Below are 24,337 nucleotides of genomic sequence, written 5' to 3'. Positions count from 1 at the left end.
TTGCTACTGCCATCATAATAGCTCGTAATTCTTCTTTCATTAATTGTCCTCCAATATAATTAATTTTCAGGTCTCAGAATAACCTTATATATAACACAAATCAATGCGCTTGGAAAGGACACATGTCACTTTTTCATTGTTTTTTTATATATACGAGAGCCTGACGCGTTTCATTTTTCACGGACATATTGACAAATAAAATCTGCTTTCGCAGTTCTGGAGACTTCACAGGATCGGATGGTGCTGTCGATAACCAGAAACTTCATATTCTTATCGTCCTTTCTTTTTGGATCCAACTATATCATCCTTTTGCATAGAAAATCACCCTTTGTTCCTAATTCCAATGTCAAGGAATTATGCATCTTCGTCAATTCGTTCAATCTTAAATACATTGAGTGTATCCACATCCGGACAGGCAAACAAAGCAGTTCCCTCTTTCTGCCCTGGAATGTTTCCGCCGTACCGCAGGATATCAACATACGGAAACGCTACATGCATCGCCATAGGGCACAGATTGCCTCTTTCCGTGTCAAAATCATAGGAATCACCAATCTTATGCCCTCTGTGGCAGCCAACGGTACCTTTTTGATCAATCAGGGTAATTCGGATCTTTGGTCTTTTCATCAATCAATCTCCTCCAGACATGTCTCAATCGGTATTCCTTTGTATTTATCTGCGTTCCCGGCATTCTTCACGATCATATTTTTTACCGTCGTCATGGCACGCTCTGTGGCATCGCGCAGGCTGCATCCAGCTAATATCTTACCCATGAAAACGGCCGAGAAAATATCTCCTGTGCCAGGAAATCTTACCGGAATCTCCTCAAAATCAATCTGAAAATATTCCTTCGTCTTATCATCATAACCGAACACACATTTTTGTTCTGAACCTTTGATCTTTGCACTTGTGATCACAATGGATTTTGCACCCAGGCGTTTCAGTTCATCGATGATATCCTTTAATTCTGCCTCTGTGCCACCCTCTTCATGGTACTCAGAACCGGCGAGATATGCAGCTTCCGTATAATTAGGAACCGTGTAATCGGAAACCGAGATTAATTTCCGCATAAGCGCAACCGTTTCCTGCGTAATGCCATTGTAAAGCTTTCCCTCATCACCCATGATCGGGTCGGTAAATATGGTAATGCCCGCTGCAGATTCTTCCCTGCAGAATTTCGTGATCAGCTCCGTTTGTTCTTTGGAAACAATAAAGCCAGTTGATATGGCATCGAACTCAAAATTCAGCTGTTTCCATACGTCAAGCGTATTTTTCATGTATTCTGTGGTATCGAGAATATCAAATTTACCATAGTCCAGCGTGTTCGAAACGATAGCCGTAGGAAGGCTGAATATCTCATATTTCATATGAGAAAGCACCGGAATCATTGCAGATAATGCGACTTTTCCGTAGCCTGCCAGGTCATTGATCAGCAAGAGTTTGTTATTCATCATTTGTACCTCATTTTCGTGTTTTTTGACAGATCTTTAAGAGTTTCAAAAGGCCCCGTCAGATATTTTTCTAATGTAACAATTAAGTAGAAAAACAGAATAATATCGTTAACGCAACGAACAAGGACCGAAAGTTCCTGCTCCGCCATACGGCGGAGCGGGAGCTTTCGACCCTTTCATGTTTCCTGTATCAAATTATTATTTTATTTCAGCTTATCCAGAATCGAATCCCCAATGGTTCCTTCCGGCATCTTTACACCGAAATCGTCGGCAATGGTTGCTCCGATGATCGCAAAGGTATCGGTCTCCGGAAGCTCGCCGCTCTCCTTGCACGCCTTAGAATATGCCAGAAACGGCACTTTCTCGCGGGTGTGATCGGTTCCGGTGTAGGTCGGATCATTTCCGTGGTCTGCCGTGATGATGAGGAGATCATCTTCCCGCAGCGTATCCAGAAGTAAGCCAAGATTTACATCGAACTTTTCAATCTCCTGTGCGTAGCCGGACGGATTTCTGCGATGTCCCCACAGGGCATCGAAGTCAACCAGGTTCACGAAGCACAAACCATGGAAATCTTTCTTTGCCACATCGATGGTCTGCTCCATGCCATGAACAGAGCTCTTGGACTTGTAGGCCTCAGTGATACCCTCGCCCACAAAGATGTCGTTGATCTTTCCAATGGAAATGACATCATAACCGGCACTTTTAAGCGCATTCAAAGCAGTCGGACCGAATGGCTTTAACGCATAGTCGTGGCGGTTGCTGGTGCGCTTGAATTCGCCCTTTTTCTTTCCTATATATGGTCTGGCGATGACGCGGCCAACCTTCCACTCATCCTTCATGGTCAGCTCCCGGGCGATCTCACAGCAGCGATAAAGTTCATCGAGGCCAAAGGTCTCCTCATTGCCGCAGATCTGAAGCACAGAGTCTGCAGAGGTGTACACAATCATATGGCCGGTTGCGATTTCCTCTTCACCAAGCTCATCTAAGATTTCGGTGCCGCTGGCGCTCTTATTGCCGATGACTTTATGTCCGGTGCGCTCCTCCAGCTCTTTGATCAGCTCCGGTGGAAATCCGGTCTCGGTGAAGGTCTGGAATGGTTTGGTGACTTCCAGGCCCATCATCTCCCAGTGTCCGGTCATGGTATCCTTGCCGCGGCTCTTTTCACGCAGTTTTCCATAATAGCCCAGCGGCTTCTCCACCGGTGCGACCTGCTTTAACGGGATGATGTTTGCCATCCCCAGTTTCTGAAGGTTTGGAATCTGAAAGGTTTCCACGGATTCGGAAATATGCCCCAGGGTGTTCACCCCGATATCACCAAAATCTGCGGAATCCGGCATAGCTCCCACTCCAAGGGAATCCATGACTACTACAAATACGCGTTTAAACTTTTCCATGTAATTCTCCTTAATTTTATTTCAGATTATCCGGCCCGAATCCAAGAGGCAGCAGCTCTTTTAAAGTATAGATTTCATACTGCTCTTTGGAGACTGCCAGAATGATCTGGAATTCTTCCGGGTTACAGAACTCCATCATAACCTGGCGGCAGACGCCGCATGGAGCTGTGATTTCTTTTAATTCTTTATTGGCGCCACCGACTACGCAGATGGCATCAAACTCCCGCACGCCTTCACTCACGGCCTTGAAAAATGCGGTGCGCTCTGCGCAGTTGCTTGGCGTATAACCGGCATTTTCAATGTTGCAGCCACCGTAAACGGTGCCGTTTTTCGCCAGCAGTGCAGCTCCCACATGGAAGTGGGAATACGGCACATAAGAGTAATCCATCATGCTGATGGCCTTTTCGATCAGGGCTTCAATCTGATCCTTTTCCAGTTTCTTCATGATTTGCTTAACACTCCTTGGGAGGATTCCCTATTTCGGATTTCCTCACTTTCTTTATCCATGCGCCCACTCAGGCAGACAGATTTTTTAGTATCCGGTTGCCTCTTCCTGCTTTACCAGCTTGATGATGCGGCTGGTTCCCAGTCTGTCAGCACCCAGGGAAAGGAATTTTTCTGCGTCATCCAGAGATGAGATGCCGCCTGCTGCTTTCATCTTTACATTCGGCCCGATGTGCTCGGAGAAGAGCTTAATATCGTCGAAGGTTGCTCCTGCTTTGGAGAAACCGGTGGAGGTCTTGATGTAATCTGCTCCTGCCTTTGTCACTACTTCGCACATGCGGATCTTCTCCTCGTCGGTCAGAAGACAGGTCTCGATGATGACCTTTAATACCTTAAAGCCACATGCTTTTTTCAGGGTGCGGATTTCCTCTTCGATGCAGTCAAACTTGCCGTCTTTTGCCCAGCCGATGTTGATGACCATATCGATCTCGTCTGCCCCGTTTGCGAGTGCATCTTTCGTCTCAAACTCTTTTGCTGCGGTGGTCATATAGCCGTTCGGGAAGCCAATGACGGTGCAGACTGCCATCTTGTCCTGCACATACTCCTTAGCCTGCTTTACATAGGACGGCGGAATGCAGACGGAAGCAGTTCCGTAAGCAACCGCGTCATCGCAGATCTGCCTGATCTCAGCCCAGGTTGCAGTCTGGGTTAAGAGTGTGTGGTCCACATGTTTGATAATATCTTTTACATCCATTGTATGAATCCCCTTTCTTTTCTATCACATATTACAGTCAGAAGCAGATTGTCCCGGCACATGCCAGATTCTCCATGTTCTGCTTCTGCATTTCTGTTTTTTGCAATATTGTTATGCCAGTTCCAGCGCGATCTCCATCATCTTATGGAAACCAAGCTGCCGGTCTTCGGCGCTTAAATGCTCGTTGGTGTAGAGATGATCGGAAATCGTGAGCATGCAGAGTGCCTTCTTGCCTGCCTTTGCCGCATTCATGTAGAGCGCTGCTGCTTCCATTTCCACAGCCAGCACGCCCATGCCGCGCCACAGGTCATTGACATTGCCCATTGCGTTGTAGAATACGTCGGAGGAAAGCACGTTTCCGACTACAACGTTTGTGCCCTGGCGCTTTGCGGTTTCCACAGCCCGGCTTAACAGCTCATAGTCTGCGATCGGTGCAAAGGTTCCCGGCAGTCCATACTGGTAAGCATAGTTGGAATCGGTGCAGGCACCCATGCCAATGACAACGTCCATCAGCTTCATATTATCCTGCAGGGCCCCTGCGGAACCGATACGGATCACCTGGTCTACATCATAAAAGTGAAACAGCTCGTAGGAATAGATTCCGATGGACGGCATTCCCATACCGCCTCCCATAACAGAAATCTCTTTTCCCTTGTAGGTTCCGGTATAACCAAACATATTCCGGACCCCGTTTACCTGTCTTGCATTTTCCAGATACGTCTCTGCAATGTACTTTGCGCGCAGCGGATCGCCCGGCATCAGTACAGTTTTGGCGAAATCGCCGAGTTTTGCACTATTGTGCGCAGTTGGTGTGTTCGTCATAATAAATCCCCTTTCCTTCTCCTGTTTTCCATATAGTGGGACACATCGGGCTGCCTTTCGCGCCAGACCCGCCTGCCCCTATTTCTATTTAGATTATTACAGGCCTGTATATAAGTCTTGCTTCCTATATACAGACCTGGCTAAAATTTATTTCGACTTTACAAAGATCTTTCCGTTTGCTGCCGGAGTATGTGCCTTACCGACAAACAGTACCAGTGCCACGATGGTTACCACGTACGGGATCATGGAAATTAAGTTCGGGGATACCATGTTGCTCTGCGCTGCCAGGGATTTGATACCGCTGCACAGACCAAAGAGCAGGCATGCCTTGGTTGCTCCTCCCGGGGAGAACTTACCGAAGATAACCGCTGCGATCGCGATAAAGCCCTGTCCTACGATAACACTCGGACGGAACTGGTTGATGGTTGCCAGGGTTACGAAAGCACCGCCGAGACCTGCCAGGAATCCAGAAAGGATCACGCAGGTGTAACGGACCTTGTAAACGTCGATACCCAGAGACTCACATGCCTCCGGATGCTCTCCGACTGCTCTTAAGTGTGCACCGAATTTGGTCTTGTAGAATACGAACCAGCACACAAATGCCAGAACAAATACCAGATAAGCAACCGCATATACATTCAATACGTTGTTCCAGAAGGAACCGGTCGGGAACACGCCCTCAAACAGCTTCGGGAGCTTGCAGCTCGGATCCATGGCCGGTGTATCGGATGAGTTGTTGTACATTGCCTTACAGAGGAACAGTGCCAGGCCAGGTCCTAAGAAGTTGATCGCCGTACCGGCGATGGTCTGGTCTGCATGGCAGGAAATACATGCGTAAGCATGGATCAGTCCGAACAATGCGCCTGCCAGACCTGCACAAAGAAATGCGATCCAGCCGTTTCCGGTGGTCAGTCCCATAACAGCACCGGTGAACGCGCCGATGGTCATCATACCCTCAATACCGATGTTAACAACTCCGCTTCGCTCAGAGAAGCAGGAGCCAAGAGCCGCAAGAAGAAGCGGCGGAGTCGCGATCAGGGTCGCGTTGATCAGAAGACCAAGGTCTTTTATAATTTCATTCATCTTACTTTGCCTCCTTCTTCTTTGCTGTCTTCAGGACAAAATACTTAAATACATGAGCGATCGCGATCAGTAAAACAACGCAGCCCATGATGATGTCTACGACCTCAGACGGTGCTTTTACGATACTAAGCTTGGATCCGCCGTATTTCATGGCACCGTAGAACAGACCGGAGAAGATGCAGCCGATCGGGTTTGAGGAACCGATCAGGGCAACGGTGATACCCTCGAAACCAAAGCCCTCCTGACCAGCGAACTGGCTCAAACGGCCGGACATGCCAAGTACCTGAACTGCTCCGCCAAGACCGGATAACAGACCGGAAATGCCAAGTGCAGTCAGAATGGATCTGTTTGCATCGATACCACCGTACTCTGCGGCACTGCTGTTAAAGCCTACGGCCTTCAGCTTGTAGCCAAGAGTGGTCTTCTCGATGATAATCCAGATCACGATTGCTGCAACGACAGCCAGGACAAAGCCCCAGTGTGCACTGGTACAGCCAAGTGCGTTTCTCATGCCTTCCGGAAGAAGGAGTCTCGCGGAAGCTGCGATATCCTGGGTTGCCTCAGTCTTATCGCGGTGGATGAACGGCAGGTTTACCATGTAGTTGGACAGATAGAATGCGATCCAGTTAAACATGATAAAGGAAAGTACCTCGTGGATGCCGCGTTTTACCTTCAGCACACCTACGATCAGAGACCAGATGCAGCCTGCAGCTGCCGCTGCCACCAGACATACGATCGCATGGATGCCTGCCGGAAGCTTTAACACAATTCCCAGAATGCAGGCTACCAGGCCGCCGATAACGAACTGGCCCTCAGCGCCGATGTTGAACACACCGGTACGGAACGAGAAAGCTACACTTAAACCAGTGAAGATCAGCGGTGCTGCGTAAACCAGGGTCCATACCAGGTACTTCGGCTTACTGAAAATACTGCTAAAAAGCTTTCCGTAAGCGACTGCCGGGCTGATGCCCGCAATCGTCAAGAAGATGGCTCCTACCAAAAAGCCAATGATAATTGCAATGATGGTGTAGAGTACATTGCATTCCAGAATACTTTTCTTTTTATTCATTTGTCTTTTTTCCTCCTGCCATCATAAATCCGAGCTCCTTCTCGTCTGCATTCTTACCAGGAACACTTCCGGTGATCTGGCCATCGAAGATAACCTCGATCCGGTCGGAAAGGCTCATGATCTCATCCAGCTCGAAGGATACCAGCAATACTGCACGGTTTTTATTTCTCTGCTCTACCAGATACTTATGAACAAACTCGATCGCTCCGACATCCAGGCCACGGGTCGGGTTTACCGCGATTAAAAGATCCTTATCGTTCGTTACCTCGCGGGCAATGATGACCTTCTGCTGGTTACCGCCGGACAGGGTGCCGGATGGTGCCTCGGCACAGCCGCGCGGGCGGACATCGAATTTCTCGATCAGACCAAGTGCATGCTCCTTGATGGCTTTGCGGTCCAGAATTCCATGTTTGGAAAATGGTGCTTCCTCGAAGTGCTGCAGGATCAGGTTATCCTCGTTGGAGAATTCCAGAACCAGACCATGCTTCTGGCGGTCAGCCGGAATACTGGAAATACCGTTTGCAAAGGTCTCCTTCGGGCTCTTGTTGAAGACATCTTTTCCAATCATGGTAACGGTGCCGGACTCAGCCTTGCGAAGGCCGGTCAAAATCTCGACAAGCTCGGTCTGTCCATTTCCATCGACACCGGCCAGTCCTACGATCTCGCCTTTTCTTACATCTAAGTTAAAGCCTTTTAAGATTTCCACATCGCGGTAATCCTTTGCGTGCAGGTTTTCTACATGCAGGACAACCTCGCCTGCTTCCTGGTCTTTTTTGTCGACCTTAAAGTTAACGTCTCGTCCTACCATCATGGCAGCCAGGGCATTCTCATCGACATCGGCTACTTTTACAGTCTGGATGTATTTACCCTGACGGATAATGGTACAGTTATCGGAGGATGCGGTGATCTCCTTTAACTTATGAGTGATCAGGATGACACTCTTTCCGTCTGCAGTCAGGTTGGAGATGATCTCCATAAGGCCCTCGATCTCCTGCGGGGTCAGGGACGCAGTCGGCTCATCCAGGATCAGGGTCTGCGCACCGCGGTACAATACCTTCAGGATCTCCACACGCTGCTGCATACCTACGGAAATATCTTCTACCTTTGCGTCCGGGTCTACCTTCATGCCATAACGCTCGGACAGCTCCAGCACTTTTTTCTTTGCAGTTTCCTTGTCAACACTTAAGCCCTTAACCGGCTCCATACCCAGAATAATATTCTCGGTTACGGTGAATGGCTGGATCAGCATGAAATGCTGGTGTACCATACCGATACCGATGTCGATCGCATCCTTCGGGCTGTTGAAGTGAACTTCTTTTTCATTGATAAAGATCTGTCCACTGGTTGGTTTGTACAGTCCGCAGAGTACGTTCATCATGGTACTCTTTCCGGCTCCGTTCTCACCTAAGATCGCGTGCACCTCTCCTTTGTGCACGGTCAGGTTGATGTGGTCATTCGCCGTAAAGTCGCCGAATTTCTTGACGATGTCTTTCATCTGAATTACGACTTTACTTTCATCCATATGGCTCGTTCTTGCCACGGCTTGGTCCCTCCTGTTTCTTTTATCGTCTGCTGTCTGCGCAAGCGCGTAACAGCAATCTTTCCTCATCAGATCAGCGTAATATGCTGGAATCCTTTTTCTTTTAAAATGTCTGCCAGATAAGAAAGATACTTCTGGTCAGGCACCTGGAAATGGGAATATTGTTCCCGCACTCCCATGGGACGGAATGCAATGATCTTTACGCGGATGTCTCCGTATTGCAGATATGGAGACAGAAAATCGCCCATCTCGCGCACACTCTTTTCCGTATCGTAAAGATCCGGGACAATCACCGCGCGTACCTCGTAAAGCTTTCCGGTTTTTGCAAGATAATCCGCATTCTGAAGCACCATTTCATTGGTGACCCCTGCCACCCGCTCATGCTCTGCTGCCTCAAACGCTTTGATGTCCAGCATCACACCGTCGGAAACCTCCATAAGCTCCGGATACTGTTCGAACGGGACCATGCCATTACTGTCGATCAGGGTTCCAAGACCATCTTTTTTCGCAAGCTTAAACAGCTCTGTTAAAAATTCCGGCCAAAGCATGCACTCGCCGCCAGAAACACTGATGCCCCGGATAAACGGGATCTGCTTTTTCACGCGTTCATAGACTTCCTCTGGTGTCATCTCGCAGGTACGCGGAGAACTGTCATGCGGACAGATGTGGATACAGGTATCGCACTGTACGCACTTTTGGGGGTCAAAAACAACCTTCTTATCCTCTCCCATGGTTAATGCTCCTGCAGGACAGTTTACCACACATTTTCCGCACTGTACACAAAGTTTTCTCGTTTCCGGGTTATGACAGTATTTGCAGTCAATATTACAGCCCTGTAAAAAGATGGCTGTCCGGTTTCCCGGACCATCCACACTGCTGAACGGGATGATCCGGTTTACGATTGCTTTCATTTAGCGCACCTTTCTTTCCAGAATGTGGCCATTTCTTGCCGCGCCAAGTCCCAGTGCAGTGGTATCCTGAAGGACAGCCTCACCGCCAGCCAGTTTCTCCAGCTCAGAACGTTTTACCAGATAACCGGTTACACGGATCACATCGCTGTCGCTGGAATAGAAGGACAGGTAACGCAGATCCATCTTGAAGGAACCTTTGATGATATCCAGAACGTACTCCGGGTTTCTGTGCACAGTCATATCGATCGGGAAGATATCGCCGGTGCCGGATGTAAAGTACTTGTGGAACTTTCTTAACACGTTCAGCTGGTCGATCAGCTCCTCCGGCTCCTCGCCGATCGGAATTCTGGTTCCCGGAGTTACGTTCTCGTCCTCTGCCAGGCCTACCTGTGCATGAAGCAGGAAATGTCCGCCGGTTCCCTCGCAGTATTTATTCTTATGGTTTAAGTTGAACTCCTTGATGATCTCCATGATCTCTACACCAAGGTTATTTGCATTCTCGTCGTGGCCGAAACGTCCCTTGATGCCCTCTTTCTCGAACAGGATGTTGACGCAGTCAGCCAGACCTACCAGGCCATACATACCAGAGAAACGGTCTCTGTGGATGAAGCCCTCTTTTGCCAGGAAGTTGTTCTCAAAAAAGCCGCTCTCTTCTACCTCAAATTTGATACGGGCATCCATATAGCGTGCCATGATATCCAGTACGTACGGAAGTTCTCTCTCCATGAAATCCTGGATATTCTTTGCGCGCTTTGCGATATTGCCAAGCACCAGACGGCAAAGAGTGTAAGCGCCGCCGCCAAGCAGCAGGCCATTGTAGCAGCTTGCAATAACATAATTCTCACCAAGCTCGCTCTTGAACATCTTGTGGTTTGCGAAGCTCGGCTTTGCGCTGTGCATTGCGCAGTCGATCGCTTTGAGTGCAAAATCATCCGGAGTGATATCCTCGTCGTACTTGAAGCTTAAATTCGGAACGGCATTTTCCAGCTCTTTTTCTGCCTCTAAGAGCAGACGTCCTGCCTTGGTCTCACGCGGTCCGATGTTTGCGTGGGAGAAGGAATCCAGGATGGTACGGTCCATCTGGGTTAAGAACAGCTTCAGCATCTTCTTTGCCTGTGCCTCGTCCACGGTGTCAATATACGGCTCTAAGAGCTCGTCTAACTGGCCCACATAAACCGGGTAGTTGGTAACGCTCGGAACATGCTTATAGAAGATCATCAGGCTGTTTAATGCCTCGTACAGGTCGGTCGGCGGATCTAACTGGAGGAATTTGCTTCCTTCTTTTAAGAATTTCGCATAATCCGGGATGATGTAACGCGGACGCATCGGCGCATGACCCTCGCTTAAATCGCAGATGCACTTTCTGTCGATCGGCACGTTTAACAGTTCATCCAGTCCTTCCGGAAGATCTAAGACCTCCATCAGGGAATCTGCCTGGTTTGCCAGACAGGTCAGCTTCTGCTCATGGGTGAGCGTCGCGCTCTCAATGATCTCAAGAATGTTTTTTCTGGTTTCGTTGACTCTTTCCATAGAAATGTCACGCATAATAACAACTTCCTCCTACATGTGATAAATATGATTGATAAGTTTTATAGTTTCGCAGCTATTTATTAGCATCTTCGTGGATCAGTTTCCGGATGGCTTCGACTGCCACACGGATAGCCATATCGGTGTCATGGGCTACCGGGTTTGGCAGTCCCTGTTTTTCCCGCTCCTGATTAGCCATAACCAGAAATACGGAACCGCAGCGCACATGCAGTGTGCTGGCTACGATAAAGAGAGCTGCGGATTCCATCTCCGATGCCAGGCATCCAAGACGTTTCCAGGCCTCCCACTTATTTAAAAGCTCATAGCTGACCGGCATGGTCTCCGGGGAGTGCTGGCCATAAAATGCATCCTTGCACTGCACCACGCCAACGTGGCAGGTCTGTCCCAGTTTTTTCGCGGACTCCCGAAGTGCAATGGTCACGTCCAGATCGGCTACTGCCGGAAATTCGATCGGCGCATATTCCTTACTGGTTCCTTCCATGCGGATGCACCGCTTGCCACAACGACGTCCGAGCTTTTTACATCAAGCTGCATGCCGCCGCAGGTGCCGACGCGGATAAAGGTGTCTGCCCCACATTTGACCAGCTCTTCCATGGCAATGGATGCGGACGGACCGCCGATGCCAGTGGAGGTCACGCTCACTTTGACCCCGTCCAGGTACCCGGTATAGGTAACATACTCGCGGCTGTCTGCAACCAGCTTTGCGTCATCAAAATAAGCGGCGATCTTGGCACAGCGCTTCGGATCGCCCGGAAGGATCACATAGCGCCCCACTTCGCCCTCCCCTACCTGAATATGGTACTGCTTATCTGGATTTTCTGAATACTTCATTTGTCATTCCCCCGTTTCATTGATCTGTACTCCTACGAGTTCGCGGATTTTCTGATACTGTTCCCATGTCATAACGATGCTCCAGCCGTCTCTTGCGATCAGCCCCTTTTCCTCCAGATCCTTTAAGGCCCTGGTAATGGTCCGCTCAGAGACACCGGTAACTTCAGAAAAGTCTTTTCTGCTTAAATAAACACGGTACGTATCGCATTTTCCGTAGGTTTCATATAAATTCGTAAGAATGAGATAAACCCGTTCATTTCCCGGCAGCATCACATAGAGGCGTTCCTTTCTGGACTGGTCCAGAAGGTAGCCGATGATGCGTTCGGTTTCCATGCGCAGGCAGATACATCGTTTAAGAGCCATTTTTTGCAGATATCTCCCGGTATCTTTAAAAGCAGGCTGTCCTGCGTCGTAGCCAGTGTTGTCTTATAGCAGTTCGTCTGCCCAAGGATCTCCATGGTCCCGAATATTTCAATCGGCTCAAAGTGGCAGAAACCATAGACCGTCTCACGCACCCGGTAGTCAACTGCGGATACACTTCTTTAAAGGATATACACCTTATCGACCAGTGTTCCTTCCTGAATGAAAGTCGTTCCCGCCGGCATCCGCACCACCTGCATGCTGCTTTTTAAGGCTTCCGGCGCATAAGTAAAGTAACGATTTAAGTAATTCTGCTGTTTCGGACTCAGTTTGCTGATCACGTCATCTGCTTCGCTCATTTTATTCATTTCCCCGGTTTTATTCTCATGATACCTTTTTTATACCACATTTCCCATAAACAAGAAAGGACAAATGTCACTTTTATTCTCGATTTCCATTATTTTTATGCCACTTGGCAGATTTTCCCATGAAATAAAATTCTGCATAGAAATACGGGGTCCGCAAATCTGCGAACCCCGCGTCTGCCATGCAGTATCTGTCATGTTACGATTCACGTAATGTGTCATGTAACACGATAATAGCATCTGTATTAGTCTAACTGATATACATCACCGTATTTTGCCTCGAAGGACTCCTTGTCATCCGGAACCTCGATTTCGCCGTTTACGATTTTTTCTTTTACTTCGTCAACTGCAGAGATTACTTCCGGTGCGATCAGATCCTGGCTCGGAGCGATGTCTACGCCGCCTGCTGCCAGGTCAAAGGTCTTCACGCCGCCCTCAAGAGAACCGTCGATCAGCTCCTGAACTGCCTCGTATACTGCGTTGTCTACACGCTTCATAGCGGAAGTTAAAACGGTGTTCGGAGCAATGCTGGACTGGTCACTGTCTACGCCGATCGCGTAAACACCAGCCTCCTGGCATGCCTCGATAACGCCAAGGCCGGTTGCGCCTGCAGCCTGGAATACGATGTCAGCACCGTTGGTGATCGCGGTGTTTGCCATGGTCTTACCGGTAGCGGAATCAGCAAAAGAGTTTGCGTTGAACTGCTGAACGGTGATGTCCGGGTTAGCGTCGATCGCACCTGCGCAGTAGCCGTAGCCAAACTGGTTCATGGTCTCATTGGTCATACCTACAACAAAACCGATGTTGTTAGTCTTGGTGGTCAGACCAGCTACATAACCTACCAGATAGGAAGCCTGCTCTGCACGGAACATCAGGCTGGTTACGTTCGGAAGGTCGATGGTTGCGTCATCGATGATTGCGAATCTGGTATCCGGGTTTGCTTCTGCTGCTGCTCTGGTAGCATCTGCAAGCATGTAGCCGACACTGATGATCAGGTCATAGTCCTCATCTACGAAGGTTTCCATGTTCGGAGCGTAGTCAGCATCGGTAGCGGACTCTAAGTAGTTTACGGTCACGCCCAGCTCCTCGCCGGCTCTCTCAAGACCTTCCCAGGAAGACTGGTTGAAGGATCCGTCATTTACGCCGCCTACATCGGTGATCAGGCCGATTTTGAATTCGGAAGCGTCTTTTGCGTCTGCTTTTGCCTCCCCGGTCTGTTCTGCGCTGTCGCCAGCCTCCTTTGCTGCTGCAGTGGTGTCTGCAGTGTTACTGGAGCTGCTGCCTCCGCATGCGGTCATGGATGCTGCCATGGTACCAGCTAATAATACAGCCAGCATTTTCTTTTTCATAAGTTCTCTCTCCTTTTTGGGTTCTCGGGCAAAAAAAAGCCTTATTCCCATAATATCATTAATTCCTATAAAAGGAAAGGATAATTTAACATGAATTTTACTTATTTTTACTTATAAATAAATATCATGAGAAATTATCCTGTTTTCCCGGCTTCTTGTTCCGTTTTTGTTCTGTTTTTGTTCTGTTTTTGTTCTGCTTTTATCGTTTTGTCACTGCTTCAGCCTGGTCTTATTTGATCTTCATGAAAAGGCCAGCCTTTTTTAAGACCGGGCGCACTGCCATGTAAACCACTACAACTACAATGGTTCCGACAATGGCATTGACGAGGGTTGCACCTGCTGCCCAGGTTGCCATGATTTTTGCTGCATCCGACTGGACTCCAAGAATGTAGTTCTTATAAAAGTAACCCACAACCGGGTCCATGACCACGTTAAAGCCGAGTCCTGCGATGGAAGCGATCAGGGACCACTTCATAATGTACTTGCTGTCGTGGTCCTCGGTGATATGGGCGATGTTGTGTGCCACAAAACCAGCGATCAGGCCGATACAGAGCTTTAAAATAAAGGTCTTCGGGGCACTGGTAATGTAAACCGGGTCTAAGAGGTCTGCAATCGTCATACCCAGGGAACCTGCCACGCCGCCGTAGCCACCGCCCAGAAGCAGGGCTGCCAGGACACAGAATGCATTTCCGATATGCAGTGCCGTGGTGTCTCCGCCCGGGGTCGGAATCGGGATCTTTAAGAAGGTAAAGGCCACATAACACAGGGCCGCCATCAGCGCAGTCAGCACCAGCTTATATACTTTGTCATTTTCTTTATTTTTCATAATCATTCTCCCTTGCTGCTTTTGTAGTTATGTTGTGCCGGCAACAACGATCTTGTCGCATATCATAGCACGCAAGTGGAATGATATTAATAGCCAGTTTTAAACTTTTTAACCAGTCCAGTTTTCGTGTGCCTTCCAGCCTGCAAAACAGCCAGAAGCTCCTGCCCCCTAATCCCTGGATTCGATACAGATCAGCACCCCATCCTCCAGCGTAATCTTCGCTGTATCTTCCGCGATCTCATTGCTGACGCAAAGCCCCACCTCTTCACCGCGGCGGATGGTCTTATCCTTTAACGGGTATTTAAAGCCGGTCAGCGTGATCCCCGTCACCTCTTCTGTGTACGGGGCAAAGGAAACATATTTTCCCCACTGCGTTTCTTTGGAAAACTCACGCTCCCCGTCCAGCAGATATAACCGGTTCTGGGAATCAACAATATAAGCGTTGATTCCGCGCTCCATACAGGTTTTCAGCGCATGGATATTGCCGATCATATGGTCAATGCGGCCTCCGGTCGCACCAAGAAATACGATCTCGTTACAGGCAAGAGTCAGGGCCCGGTTTCTCGCAAGCTCCGTGTCGGTCTCATTTTTCTCCGGCTTATGCTGTTCCCAGACGATGTACGGGTACTGCCGGAATTCTTCCCGGACCTCACTTGAGACCGAATCGAAATCCCCTACAATGTAGTCCGGCACGAGCCCCAGCTCTTTCACCGCTTTTAAGCCGCCGTCCACTGCTATGATCTTATCAAATGTTTCATGTTCCAAAAAGGAGCGGGCGAAAGCCAGATCCAGCTTTCCGCCCGTCATAACCAGACACCGTTTCATTTATTTCCCAGCCTCTTCAAAAATGTTTAAGAATGCCTTTACATTGGCTGCAGCGTCGTTTTTGTATACGGCACTGCCTGCTACAAAGACATTGGCTCCTGCTTCCATCAGTTCCTTTACATTGCCAAGTCCGACTCCGCCGTCTACCTGGATGTCGGTTTTCAAACCGCGCTCATCCAGCATAGCGCGGAGCTTTTTGATCTTATCTACCGTATAAGGAATAAATTTCTGCCCGCCAAAGCCCGGGTTCACAGACATTAAGAGGATCATATCTACCTGGTCCAGTACGCAGGAAAGCGTTTCCACCGGAGTTGCCGGATTCAATGCCACACCAGCCTTCATGCCAAGCTCCTTAATCTGATTGATCGTGCGGTCCAGATGACAGCATGCCTCCTGGTGCACGCAGAGAAGGTCTGCCCCGGCCTCTTTTAAGTCTGCCGCATAGCGTCCCGGCTCTTCCACCATCATGTGAACGTCAAAAACCTTATCGGTGCAGGATCGGATGCTCTTGATGACCGGCATGCCAAACGAGATACTCGGCACAAACATGCCATCCATCACATCAATGTGGATGTACTGTGCGCCTGCCTCTGCCACGGTCTGGACTTCCTTTCTTAAATCTCCAAAATCTGCTGCAAGAATGGATGGTGCTAAAATATACATGATCTCTTACTCCTTCATTCCTTTTTCGAATCATTCAGCATGGCTGTGTCCCGTGCAGCATTTGGAATGCTTCCACACACAGCTGCCAAATATTAATATTTTCTGCGGTTCTTCAGCTCCTGATATAAGAGTCCGTAATTGTCATACCGGCTCTGGCTGATCTTTCCTTCTGCAAGCGCTGCCTTGACACCGCATACCGGTTCGCCAATGTGAACACAGTCTGCCGCAAACCGGCATGCAGGCTCATACGCTTCAAATTCAGGGAAGTAATCCTTCAGGTCCTGAGGTTCGATTTCTTCCAGATACATGGAAGAAAAGCCTGGCGTATCCATCAGGTACGTATCCTCCTCCACACAGAACAGCTCCGCATGGCGGGTCGTATGCTTTCCCCGCTTGATCTTTTCGCTGATGCTTCCCGTCTCCATCGCCGCCTCCGGCTGGAGAAGGTTTGTGAGCGAAGATTTTCCCACACCGGAAGGACCGGCTAAGATTGTGGTCTTTCCACGCAGATACTCCCGCACAGCCTCCACTCCGGTTTTCTCATAGGTGCTGACAAACATCACCGGATAGCCGGCCTGCTCGTAGATTTTCCGGTACTCCTCCTGCTTTTCCCCGGCTTCCAGATCTGTCTTGTTAAAGCAGACCGTCACCGGGATGTCCTGCGCCAGCATCATAATAAGGAAGCGGTCCAGAAGATTAAAATTCGGATCCGGCTGGGTAACGGCAAACACCACCAGTGCCTGATCGATATTCGCCGATGCCGGACGCACCAGCACATTTTTTCTGGGAAGGATCTCATCGATATTTCCCTCCAGTGCCTCCTCATCCAGCACGGTAAATTCTACATTGTCTCCTACCACCGGCTTGATGCCCCGGTTTCGGAAGATTCCCTTTGCTTTGCAGGCATACACTTTGTCCACTCCGTCATGGATATAATAAAAGCCTGCGATTCCCTTAATGATTTTTCCTGTCATGTTTCTTTGTTCTCTTTCTAATCCATCGGGAAGAATGTCAGCGGGTAAGTCTTGATGACTGCGCCGGAATTGACATCCACGATTTCTAATGACCCCTGATCGGTGCCATCCATACTCTCAATACTGGTAAAGTTTACCGGGAGAAGCACATCTCCTTTGATGGTGGTGGACTGGGTCAGAACCTTATAATGCGGATTATCCGCAGTTCCCTGGCGCAGGCGGATCATGATCGTAACGCTGGAGGTTCCCGCGCCCGGTCCGATCAGATTGCTCAGGTCATAGACCTCGTTGATGGATGCTAGATAGCGCTGGTGCTTTACTTCCGGCCCACTGCTGACCACGTAATCGATCTTACTTCCCTTTTCCAACTGGGTGCCCGAGGTCACTGACTGGCTGATGACCGATCCCTTTTCCACGGTATCGCTGGATTCGGTCGAGGTATTACCAGGCATCAGTTCATTCTCTGCTAAAAGCGCAATGGCCTCCTCCTCGGTCTTACCTACCAGATATGGTGCCGGGACCTTATCTACATGAGGGCCGCTGCTGACATACAGGTATACGGTGCCTCCATCCGCTACCAGCTTCGGTTCGTAGCGCATTACCGTACCGGCTTCCACCGTTTCGCTCTCCTCCTCTGTCACCTGGACCTTCAGTCCCTTGCTTTCCAGAAAGGTAACTGCCGTTTTCTGGTCCAGCTCTGCGATTCCAGCTTATCAAGGTCGATCTTGTCGCTTCCGTTGCTGATGACAACATTAACCTGTCCGCCCTTTAACACAACGCTTCCGGCCTCTGGGTCCTGCTTTGCCACATGGCCTTTATCCACATCGTCCGAATATTCATAGGTACGCTTCATGGTCAGGGAGCTCTGCTTTAAGGTACTCTCTGCCAGATCCTCTGTCATGCCAAGGACAGACGGCATCGACACCTCGGTATCCTTTAAGACCAGCTCACCGGTTTCCGTCTGAACGCTCTCCGTCTGGGAGTTTCCAAGGATTCCGCTTCCTGCCTTAAAAAACGCACCAAGCTTGGCAAATACCACGATCAAAACTGCCACCACCACGATTGCTGCTACAATGCCGGCTCCTGCCAGGATCCGCTCGATATGCGGATTCGCCCGGTCGCTGTCTGGCTCCTCCCCGCGCACCCGGCGTCTTGCCGGCATCCGGTCCGGGCCTGCCATTTTTCTTTCCCATTCTGCTTCCGGGCCTTCCCGCTCTGGCTCCATAGTGTTCTGTGCGCCTTCATCCTGATACGCCTGCCAGGCTGCCTTCGCCTCCCGTTCATAGCTTTCCCGGCGATTCGGTTCCACCCGCTCCGTTTTCCGGAAATGCTTGATCTTGGAGAGCTGTTCACTGCTAATCTGGACCGTTTCCCCATTTAAGGCACGCTCCTGCACACTTGCCGGGCTGATTATGCCCTCCCCATCCGGATGGATCAGTGCAGACCTAAGGTCCGTGATCACATCCTGCGCACTGCGGTAACGGCGCTCCGGCTTTTTCTCCATACAGGTCAGAATGATCCTCTCCAGGCTGACCGGAATCTCCGGATTGTAAACACTTGGCGGAACCACTGCATTTTCTAAATGTGCAATGGCAATGGCCACGGTATTGTCGCCTTCGAATGGTACCCGGCCGGTCACCATCTCATACATGGTAACGCCCAGCGAATAAATATCACTGCGCTCATCGCTGAATCCGCCCCGGGCCTGCTCCGGGGAAATATAATGGACCGATCCCATGGCAGACGAGGTCATGGTCTGGGCCGATACTGCCCTTGCAATACCGAAATCTGCCACCTTCACCTTGCCGTCCTTGGAGATGATCATGTTCTGCGGCTTAATGTCACGGTGGATGATATGCTGCTCATGGGCTGCTGCTATTCCCTGGGCCACCTGAATGGCGATCCCGATCGTTTCCTTGACCTCAAGCCTGCCCTTTTTCTGGATATAGCTTTTTAAGGTAATGCCTTCGATCAGCTCCATGACTATGTAATGAAGCTTGCCCTCATCGATAACATCGTAAACACTGACAATGTTCGGATGGGATAAGCCTGCTGCAGACTGGGCCTCCATCTTGAATTTGCTGACAAAGTTACTGTCATTGCAGAATTCTTCCTTCAAAACCTTGATGGCCACCAGTCGGTTTAGCTTATGGCACTTTGCTTTGTAGACCACAGACATCCCGCCGGAGCCGATCTGCTCCAGGATCTCATAGCGGTCCTGTAAAAACATTCCAGGTCTCAGTATCATAAGCTCACCTCACTTATCTGCGGCTCGATCAGGAGTACAGAAATGTTATCCTGGCCGCCGCTCCGGTTTGCTGCATCCACCAGAGCCTTTGCCCTGGCCTCTACCCCGTCCTCAGAACGGATGATGTATTCCATCTCGAATTCATCTACCATGTTGCTCAGTCCGTCCGAACACATTAAGATCTGGTCCCTGCTCTTTAATTTCAGCGCAAACAGATCCGTGTCCACCTCTTCACTGACGCCAACCGCCCTGGTGATGATATTCTTCTTTTCCATGTAATCCCGGCTGCCACGCTTTAGCTTTCCCATGGCCACCAGCTCTTCCACATAAGAATGGTCTTTGGTGATCTGCTCCAGCTCTCCGCGCAGCAGATACAGACGGCTGTCCCCGATGTTCGCCACATACAGGACATTTCCTTTGATCGTAGCCAGTACCAGGGTACTTCCTGTACCATTTAGCTCCGGAGTCTTGCTGGCGCGCTCATAAAGCTCCCTGTTCACCTTACGGATTCCCTCCTTCAGGATTCCGTGAACATCCCGGTCCGGGTAAGGTGTTTCAAAAAAACGTACCAGGTTTTCTACTACAAAGCGGGATGCAAAATCACCGGCCTGGTGACCGCCCATGCCATCTGCCACAATAAAAAGATTCTCCAGGGACCCGACCGGCTCAGTGCTCGCATAGATAAAATCCTGGTTCATGCTCCGCTTCTGTCCTACATCCGTCAGTGCACATGCCTCCATGGCGTTAGATCCCTCCTTTACCTTCCTCTTCCAGAAAACTCTTTCGCAGCTGTCCGCAGGCACCGTTGATATCGCGGCCCATTTCCCGGCGGACCGTCACATTGATTCCATTCTTCTCCAGATATGCCTTAAATGCCTCAATCGCCTTCCGGTCAGACTGGCGGTAGTCACGCTCCTTGATCGGATTGACCGGGATCAAATTCACATGGCCATGCATATGTTTGATCAGGGCGGTCAGGGCTTTTGCTTCATCCAGATTATCGTTAACCCCGCTTACCAGGCTGTATTCAAAGGTCAGGCGGCGCCCGGTTTTCTCAAAATAAGTCTGGCAGGCCGCCAGGATATCTTTTAAGGCATAACGGTTTGCGATCGGCATCAGCGTCTTTCGCACCTCATCATTCGGAGCGTGCAAAGATAATGCCAGCGTGATCTGGACATCTTCTTCTGCCAGCTTTAAGATTCCCGGCACAATGCCGCAGGTCGACAGTGTAATGTTTCTCTGGCTGATGTTCAATCCGTTTTCGTCGGTGATCATGCGGATGAACCGGATCACATTGTCGTAGTTGTCCATCGGCTCACCGGAACCCATGATGACAATGTTGGAAACGCGTTCCCCGGTCAGAGACTGGATCCGGTAGATCTGGTCCAGCATCTCTGCCGGTGTTAAGTTCCGCTCCAGACCGTCTAAGGTAGAAGCACAGAAGCGGCAGCCCATGCGGCAGCCTACCTGGGACGAAATGCACACGCTGTTTCCATGGTGGTACTGCATCCACACGCTCTCAATGACATTGCCGTCTGCAAGCCGGAACAGATATTTTCTGGTCCCGTCAATCTGTGAGATCTTTACATCAGCCGGATACAGCGCCGTCAGAAAAAACTGCTCTTTCAATTTTTCACGGAGTGGCTTAGAAAGATTGCTCATCTCATCAAACTCTGTCACCAGCTTCTGATGCAGCCACTGGTAAATCTGTTTTGCCCGGAAGGGCTTATCTCCCATCTGCCGGATGCTTTCTGTCAGCTCCTCCAGCGTCATGGACTTGATATCTTGCTTTTCCATAATCTATTATCTGCTTTCTTTATTGCTGTTCACGCATGCGTGCCCGGCAACAGGATTTTGTGGCTGCTTTCCATTGTCCGCAGCCGCGTCATGTTACAGTTTTCTCCGAAATGCGGAGATAAAGAATCCATCGCACGGATACTTGTCCGGCAGCAGCTGGATATAACCGTCTTTCATGGTTTCTTCGCTTACCTGGCTGCCAAATGCCCCCTCAATGCTTACCGGTTCAAACGGGAAATGCTCTAAAAACCAGGCACGCTGGTCTTCATTTTCCAGATGGTCGACCGTGCAGGTGCTGTAGATCAGCTTCCCGCCCGGTTTTACATACTTCCAGACCACCGACAAAATATCCTTCTGAAGGTCTGCCAAGTCTTTTAAGTCCTCTTCTGTTACCTGGTACTTGATATCTGGCTTTTTCCCGATGATGCCAAGACCGGAGCAGGGCAGATCTGCGATCACAATATCTGCCTTTTCTTCCCAGGATGGATCCTCCAAAAGGGCATCCCAGACCTCCGCCCGGATATTGGTAAATCCGGTGCGGCGGATGTTATCTTCTACCAGTAAGATCTTGTTCTCGGTTAGATCCCTTACGACAACCTGTCCGGTTCCCGCAAGCTTATCTGCAATGTGCAGGCTCTTTCCGCCCGGCGCACCGCACACATCCAGAACCACATCGCCTTGCTTCGGGTCTGCCACCTCTCCCACAAAGGAGGAGCTGACATCCTGCACGGTGATCCATCCTTTCCGGAATGCCTCTAAAGCATCCAGATAGTCGTAGCCGGAAAGAAAAAGTGCATGGTTCGCAAGCGGATTTTTCTGAGCCGTTGCTCCATCCTTTTCGAGACTTGTAAGGATCTTCTCCATGGAGGCACGGTCCAGATTGCAGCGCACCGAAGTCGGACGTTCCTCTAAAAATGCCTTCATGATCCCTTCCACGGTTTCTGCCGGATACTGCTGCTTCCACAACTCAATAATCCAGTCCGGCATGGAATACTTTCTTTCCCAGTCCGTAAATACGAAGGTTTCTTTCTCTCTTGCCACGGTGCGCAAAACACCGTTTACAAAGCCTTTCAGGCCATGAAACTTACGCTTCACCGCAAGCTTCACAGCCTCGTCGCACACTGCGCTGTCCGGGATCCGGTCCATCTTTAAAATCTGGTACACCGACATGCGGAGAATAGTTCGGATCACGGGTTTCATTTTCTTTACTTTTGTCTTGGAACACTGGTCAATGACCGCATCGATGGTAAGGAGATACTCAATCGTTCCTTCCGTCACGCGGGTAATGAACGCACGGCTCTGCTTTTCCAGATACTGGTGCTTATCCAGTGCTTTTTTTAATACTACATGGCTGTAACCGCCATATTCCAGTATTTCCATTAAGATATCCAGGATCAGTTCCCGCTCTTTGGTCGGGCCGTTCTGCTTAATCATTTCGTCTGCGTCCTCCAAACAGGATGATCAGCCGCATAAGCTGTAAGATGGAAGCTGCCGCAGCTGCCACATAAGTCAGGGCTGCTGCCCCCAGTACTCTTTTTGTGCCGCTCACCTCATCGCCCTGCAAAATTCCAAGACTGTCCAGAAGATTTGCGGCTCTCGAAGAAGCATTGAACTCTACCGGGAGGGTGATGATCTGGAATAAGACTGCCAGGACAAACATCCAGATGCCGATCTCGATAAACGGAGTCAGTCCGATAAAGAACCCAAGGATGATGAGCGGCAGGGAAATCTTGCTTCCAAAGTTTGCGATCGGCACGAACGCGGAACGCAGGCGCAGCGGTGCATAGCCCACATTATCCTGGATCGCATGTCCGCACTCATGTGCCGCAACGCTTACTGCTGCAACGGAAGTACTGCCATACACCGATTCCGATAAATTCACGGTTTTCGTCCGCGGGTCATAATGGTCGGTAAGCTGTCCGCGCACCGGCTGGACCGTAACGTCGTAGATTCCCTGGACTGCAAAAGACGTTTTGCCGCCTCCGCGCCGGTCATACCGGTCATACTGCGCACGCGGGAATAACGCTGAAACGTACTGTTTACTTTTGAAGATGCCCACATGGAGAGCAGCGCTCCAATATAAACAAGGATCATTGTAGGATCAAAAAGGCTGTAGCCCAGCCCGTAGTAACCACCATACATGATTACTCACTCCTTTCCATCATAGAACCGACTGCCACCTGGTATCCCCTGAGGAATGCCGCGGTATCCATCCGCTTCTTTCCTTCCAGCTGCAGACTGGTCACGCACAAAACACCTGCTCCGGTCTGAATTTTTAAACCCTCGTCGGATGCACTGATCACGCTGCCGCAGGGAAACTTCACGTCCGGATCCGGAAGTACTTTTGCTTCCCAGATCTTTAACATTTTTCCATTCCATCTGGTAAACGCACTCGGCCACGGATTTAAGCCGCGCACCAGGCGTTCAATGGAAACCGCATCCATAGTCCAGTCAATATCGCCCATGGATTTGGAAATTTTCTTCACGTAGGTTGCCTTCTCATGGTCCTGAGGCACCGGGGTGATCTCACCCTTTTCCAGCTTACTTAAGGTAGAAAGGATCAGGTCTCCGCCAAGCAGGCTCAAACGGTCAAACAGACTTCCGCCGGTTTCCTCCGGGTCCAGTTTCACAACGGTTTTCTCCAGCATGTCGCCGGTATCCATCTCGACATCCATCATCATGGTGGTGATTCCGGTTTCCTCGTCACCGTTAATGACTGCCCACTGGATCGGGGCTGCGCCGCGGTATTTCGGCAGCAGGGATGCGTGAATGTTGACACAGCCGTATTTCGGCAGCTCCAGAAGACTCTTCGGCAGGATCTGCCCAAACGCAATCACAACCATAACGTCCAGGTTTAATGCACGCATCTCGTCCACAAATGCCTCATCCCTTGCGCGCACCGGCTGGTACACCGGGATGTTGTGCTGCAAAGCGCATTCTTTTACCGGTGACATATGGATTTCCTTGCCACGGCCCTTTGGCTTATCCGGCTGGGTTACCACACCAACCACCTCATGCTCGGAAGCAACTAATGCTTCCAGTGTCGGCACCGAAAAATCCGGTGTTCCCATAAATACAATTCTCAT

Annotated in this window: 24 protein-coding genes and 2 pseudogenes; all 26 read right to left on the bottom strand. The window is 49.9% G+C overall.

Going from position 1 to position 24,337, the window contains the following annotated elements; translation table 11 throughout:
• Positions 1–354: 354 nt before the first annotated feature.
• Entirely contained in the window at positions 355–624 is a 270-nt protein-coding gene (locus DXA97_RS13165; protein WP_118540922.1) for a TIGR04076 family protein, read from the bottom strand.
• Positions 624–1,451, bottom strand: a complete 828-nt coding sequence (locus tag DXA97_RS13160) for a pyridoxamine kinase (RefSeq protein WP_347561615.1) — start codon at positions 1,449–1,451, stop codon at positions 624–626. The genes DXA97_RS13165 and DXA97_RS13160 overlap by 1 nt, the downstream gene beginning before the upstream one ends.
• A gap of 200 nt (positions 1,452–1,651) precedes the next feature.
• Positions 1,652–2,842: a phosphopentomutase gene (locus DXA97_RS13155; RefSeq protein ID WP_118707898.1), complete on the bottom strand. Its 1,191-nt coding sequence runs from the start codon at positions 2,840–2,842 to the stop codon at positions 1,652–1,654.
• 16 nt (positions 2,843–2,858) lie between these two features.
• Positions 2,859–3,287: a cytidine deaminase gene (locus DXA97_RS13150; RefSeq protein WP_347560039.1), complete on the bottom strand. Its 429-nt coding sequence runs from the start codon at positions 3,285–3,287 to the stop codon at positions 2,859–2,861.
• Positions 3,288–3,374: 87 nt separating this feature from the next.
• Positions 3,375–4,040: a deoxyribose-phosphate aldolase gene (deoC, locus tag DXA97_RS13145; RefSeq protein WP_118720604.1), complete on the bottom strand. Its 666-nt coding sequence runs from the start codon at positions 4,038–4,040 to the stop codon at positions 3,375–3,377.
• A 111-nt stretch (positions 4,041–4,151) separates the two neighbouring features.
• Complete coding sequence (gene deoD, locus DXA97_RS13140; protein ID WP_118540937.1) at positions 4,152–4,862, bottom strand: purine-nucleoside phosphorylase; 711 nt, start codon at positions 4,860–4,862, stop codon at positions 4,152–4,154.
• Positions 4,863–5,009: 147 nt separating this feature from the next.
• Positions 5,010–5,945 carry an ABC transporter permease gene (locus tag DXA97_RS13135; protein ID WP_118540939.1) on the bottom strand — a complete coding sequence of 312 codons (936 nt, stop codon included), beginning with the start codon at positions 5,943–5,945 and terminating at the stop codon, positions 5,010–5,012.
• A 1-nt stretch (position 5,946) separates the two neighbouring features.
• Positions 5,947–7,014, bottom strand: coding sequence for an ABC transporter permease (locus DXA97_RS13130; RefSeq protein WP_118720602.1), 1,068 nt, complete (start codon positions 7,012–7,014; stop codon positions 5,947–5,949).
• The gene (locus DXA97_RS13125) at positions 7,007–8,554 is read right to left on the bottom strand and encodes an ABC transporter ATP-binding protein (protein WP_347561614.1); all 1,548 of its coding nucleotides are present in this window, start codon (positions 8,552–8,554) and stop codon (positions 7,007–7,009) included. Before DXA97_RS13125 ends, DXA97_RS13130 begins: the two co-directional genes overlap by 8 nt.
• Before the next feature lie 68 nt (positions 8,555–8,622).
• Positions 8,623–9,465 (bottom strand): YjjW family glycine radical enzyme activase, encoded by an 843-nt coding sequence (locus DXA97_RS13120; protein ID WP_118720600.1) that lies wholly within the window; start codon positions 9,463–9,465, stop codon positions 8,623–8,625.
• The gene (locus tag DXA97_RS13115) at positions 9,466–10,995 is read right to left on the bottom strand and encodes a YjjI family glycine radical enzyme (protein WP_347561616.1); all 1,530 of its coding nucleotides are present in this window, start codon (positions 10,993–10,995) and stop codon (positions 9,466–9,468) included. It lies immediately after the preceding gene.
• 73 nt (positions 10,996–11,068) lie between these two features.
• Positions 11,069–11,844: pseudogene (gene udp, locus DXA97_RS13110) on the bottom strand (uridine phosphorylase).
• 3 nt (positions 11,845–11,847) lie between these two features.
• On the bottom strand, positions 11,848–12,207 hold the full coding sequence (locus tag DXA97_RS13105) for a helix-turn-helix domain-containing protein (RefSeq protein WP_118720596.1): 360 nt from the start codon (positions 12,205–12,207) through the stop codon (positions 11,848–11,850).
• 179 nt (positions 12,208–12,386) lie between these two features.
• The gene (locus DXA97_RS20235; RefSeq protein WP_182436896.1) at positions 12,387–12,563 is read right to left on the bottom strand and encodes a hypothetical protein; all 177 of its coding nucleotides are present in this window, start codon (positions 12,561–12,563) and stop codon (positions 12,387–12,389) included.
• A gap of 251 nt (positions 12,564–12,814) precedes the next feature.
• The gene (locus tag DXA97_RS13100) at positions 12,815–13,918 is read right to left on the bottom strand and encodes a BMP family ABC transporter substrate-binding protein (protein WP_118720594.1); all 1,104 of its coding nucleotides are present in this window, start codon (positions 13,916–13,918) and stop codon (positions 12,815–12,817) included.
• A 229-nt stretch (positions 13,919–14,147) separates the two neighbouring features.
• Complete coding sequence (locus DXA97_RS13095) at positions 14,148–14,744, bottom strand: ECF transporter S component (RefSeq protein WP_118720592.1); 597 nt, start codon at positions 14,742–14,744, stop codon at positions 14,148–14,150.
• 168 nt (positions 14,745–14,912) lie between these two features.
• The gene (locus tag DXA97_RS13090) at positions 14,913–15,569 is read right to left on the bottom strand and encodes a thiamine diphosphokinase (protein WP_118720590.1); all 657 of its coding nucleotides are present in this window, start codon (positions 15,567–15,569) and stop codon (positions 14,913–14,915) included.
• Positions 15,570–16,232 (bottom strand): ribulose-phosphate 3-epimerase, encoded by a 663-nt coding sequence (rpe, locus tag DXA97_RS13085; RefSeq protein ID WP_118720588.1) that lies wholly within the window; start codon positions 16,230–16,232, stop codon positions 15,570–15,572.
• A 92-nt stretch (positions 16,233–16,324) separates the two neighbouring features.
• The gene (gene rsgA, locus DXA97_RS13080; RefSeq protein ID WP_118720586.1) at positions 16,325–17,206 is read right to left on the bottom strand and encodes a ribosome small subunit-dependent GTPase A; all 882 of its coding nucleotides are present in this window, start codon (positions 17,204–17,206) and stop codon (positions 16,325–16,327) included.
• A 17-nt stretch (positions 17,207–17,223) separates the two neighbouring features.
• Positions 17,224–17,847: a PASTA domain-containing protein gene (locus tag DXA97_RS22285; protein WP_347561613.1), complete on the bottom strand. Its 624-nt coding sequence runs from the start codon at positions 17,845–17,847 to the stop codon at positions 17,224–17,226.
• 8 nt (positions 17,848–17,855) lie between these two features.
• Positions 17,856–19,454: a Stk1 family PASTA domain-containing Ser/Thr kinase gene (pknB, locus tag DXA97_RS13070; RefSeq protein ID WP_118720582.1), complete on the bottom strand. Its 1,599-nt coding sequence runs from the start codon at positions 19,452–19,454 to the stop codon at positions 17,856–17,858.
• Positions 19,451–20,194 (bottom strand): Stp1/IreP family PP2C-type Ser/Thr phosphatase, encoded by a 744-nt coding sequence (locus DXA97_RS13065; protein WP_118720580.1) that lies wholly within the window; start codon positions 20,192–20,194, stop codon positions 19,451–19,453. Before DXA97_RS13065 ends, pknB begins: the two co-directional genes overlap by 4 nt.
• Before the next feature lie 4 nt (positions 20,195–20,198).
• Positions 20,199–21,251, bottom strand: coding sequence for a 23S rRNA (adenine(2503)-C(2))-methyltransferase RlmN (rlmN, locus tag DXA97_RS13060; protein WP_118720578.1), 1,053 nt, complete (start codon positions 21,249–21,251; stop codon positions 20,199–20,201).
• Positions 21,252–21,344: 93 nt separating this feature from the next.
• Positions 21,345–22,685: a 16S rRNA (cytosine(967)-C(5))-methyltransferase RsmB gene (rsmB, locus tag DXA97_RS13055; protein ID WP_118720576.1), complete on the bottom strand. Its 1,341-nt coding sequence runs from the start codon at positions 22,683–22,685 to the stop codon at positions 21,345–21,347.
• A pseudogene (locus DXA97_RS13050) lies at positions 22,678–23,393 on the bottom strand (zinc metallopeptidase). The gene rsmB and the pseudogene DXA97_RS13050 overlap by 8 nt, the downstream one beginning before the upstream one ends.
• A gap of 2 nt (positions 23,394–23,395) precedes the next feature.
• Complete coding sequence (gene fmt / locus DXA97_RS13045) at positions 23,396–24,337, bottom strand: methionyl-tRNA formyltransferase (RefSeq protein ID WP_118720574.1); 942 nt, start codon at positions 24,335–24,337, stop codon at positions 23,396–23,398.

The organism is Clostridium sp. OF09-36, assembly GCF_003481985.1.
In the GTDB taxonomy this organism is placed as follows: Bacteria; Bacillota; Clostridia; order Lachnospirales; family Lachnospiraceae; genus Brotaphodocola.
This window is presented reverse-complemented; position numbering and strand designations above follow the sequence as displayed.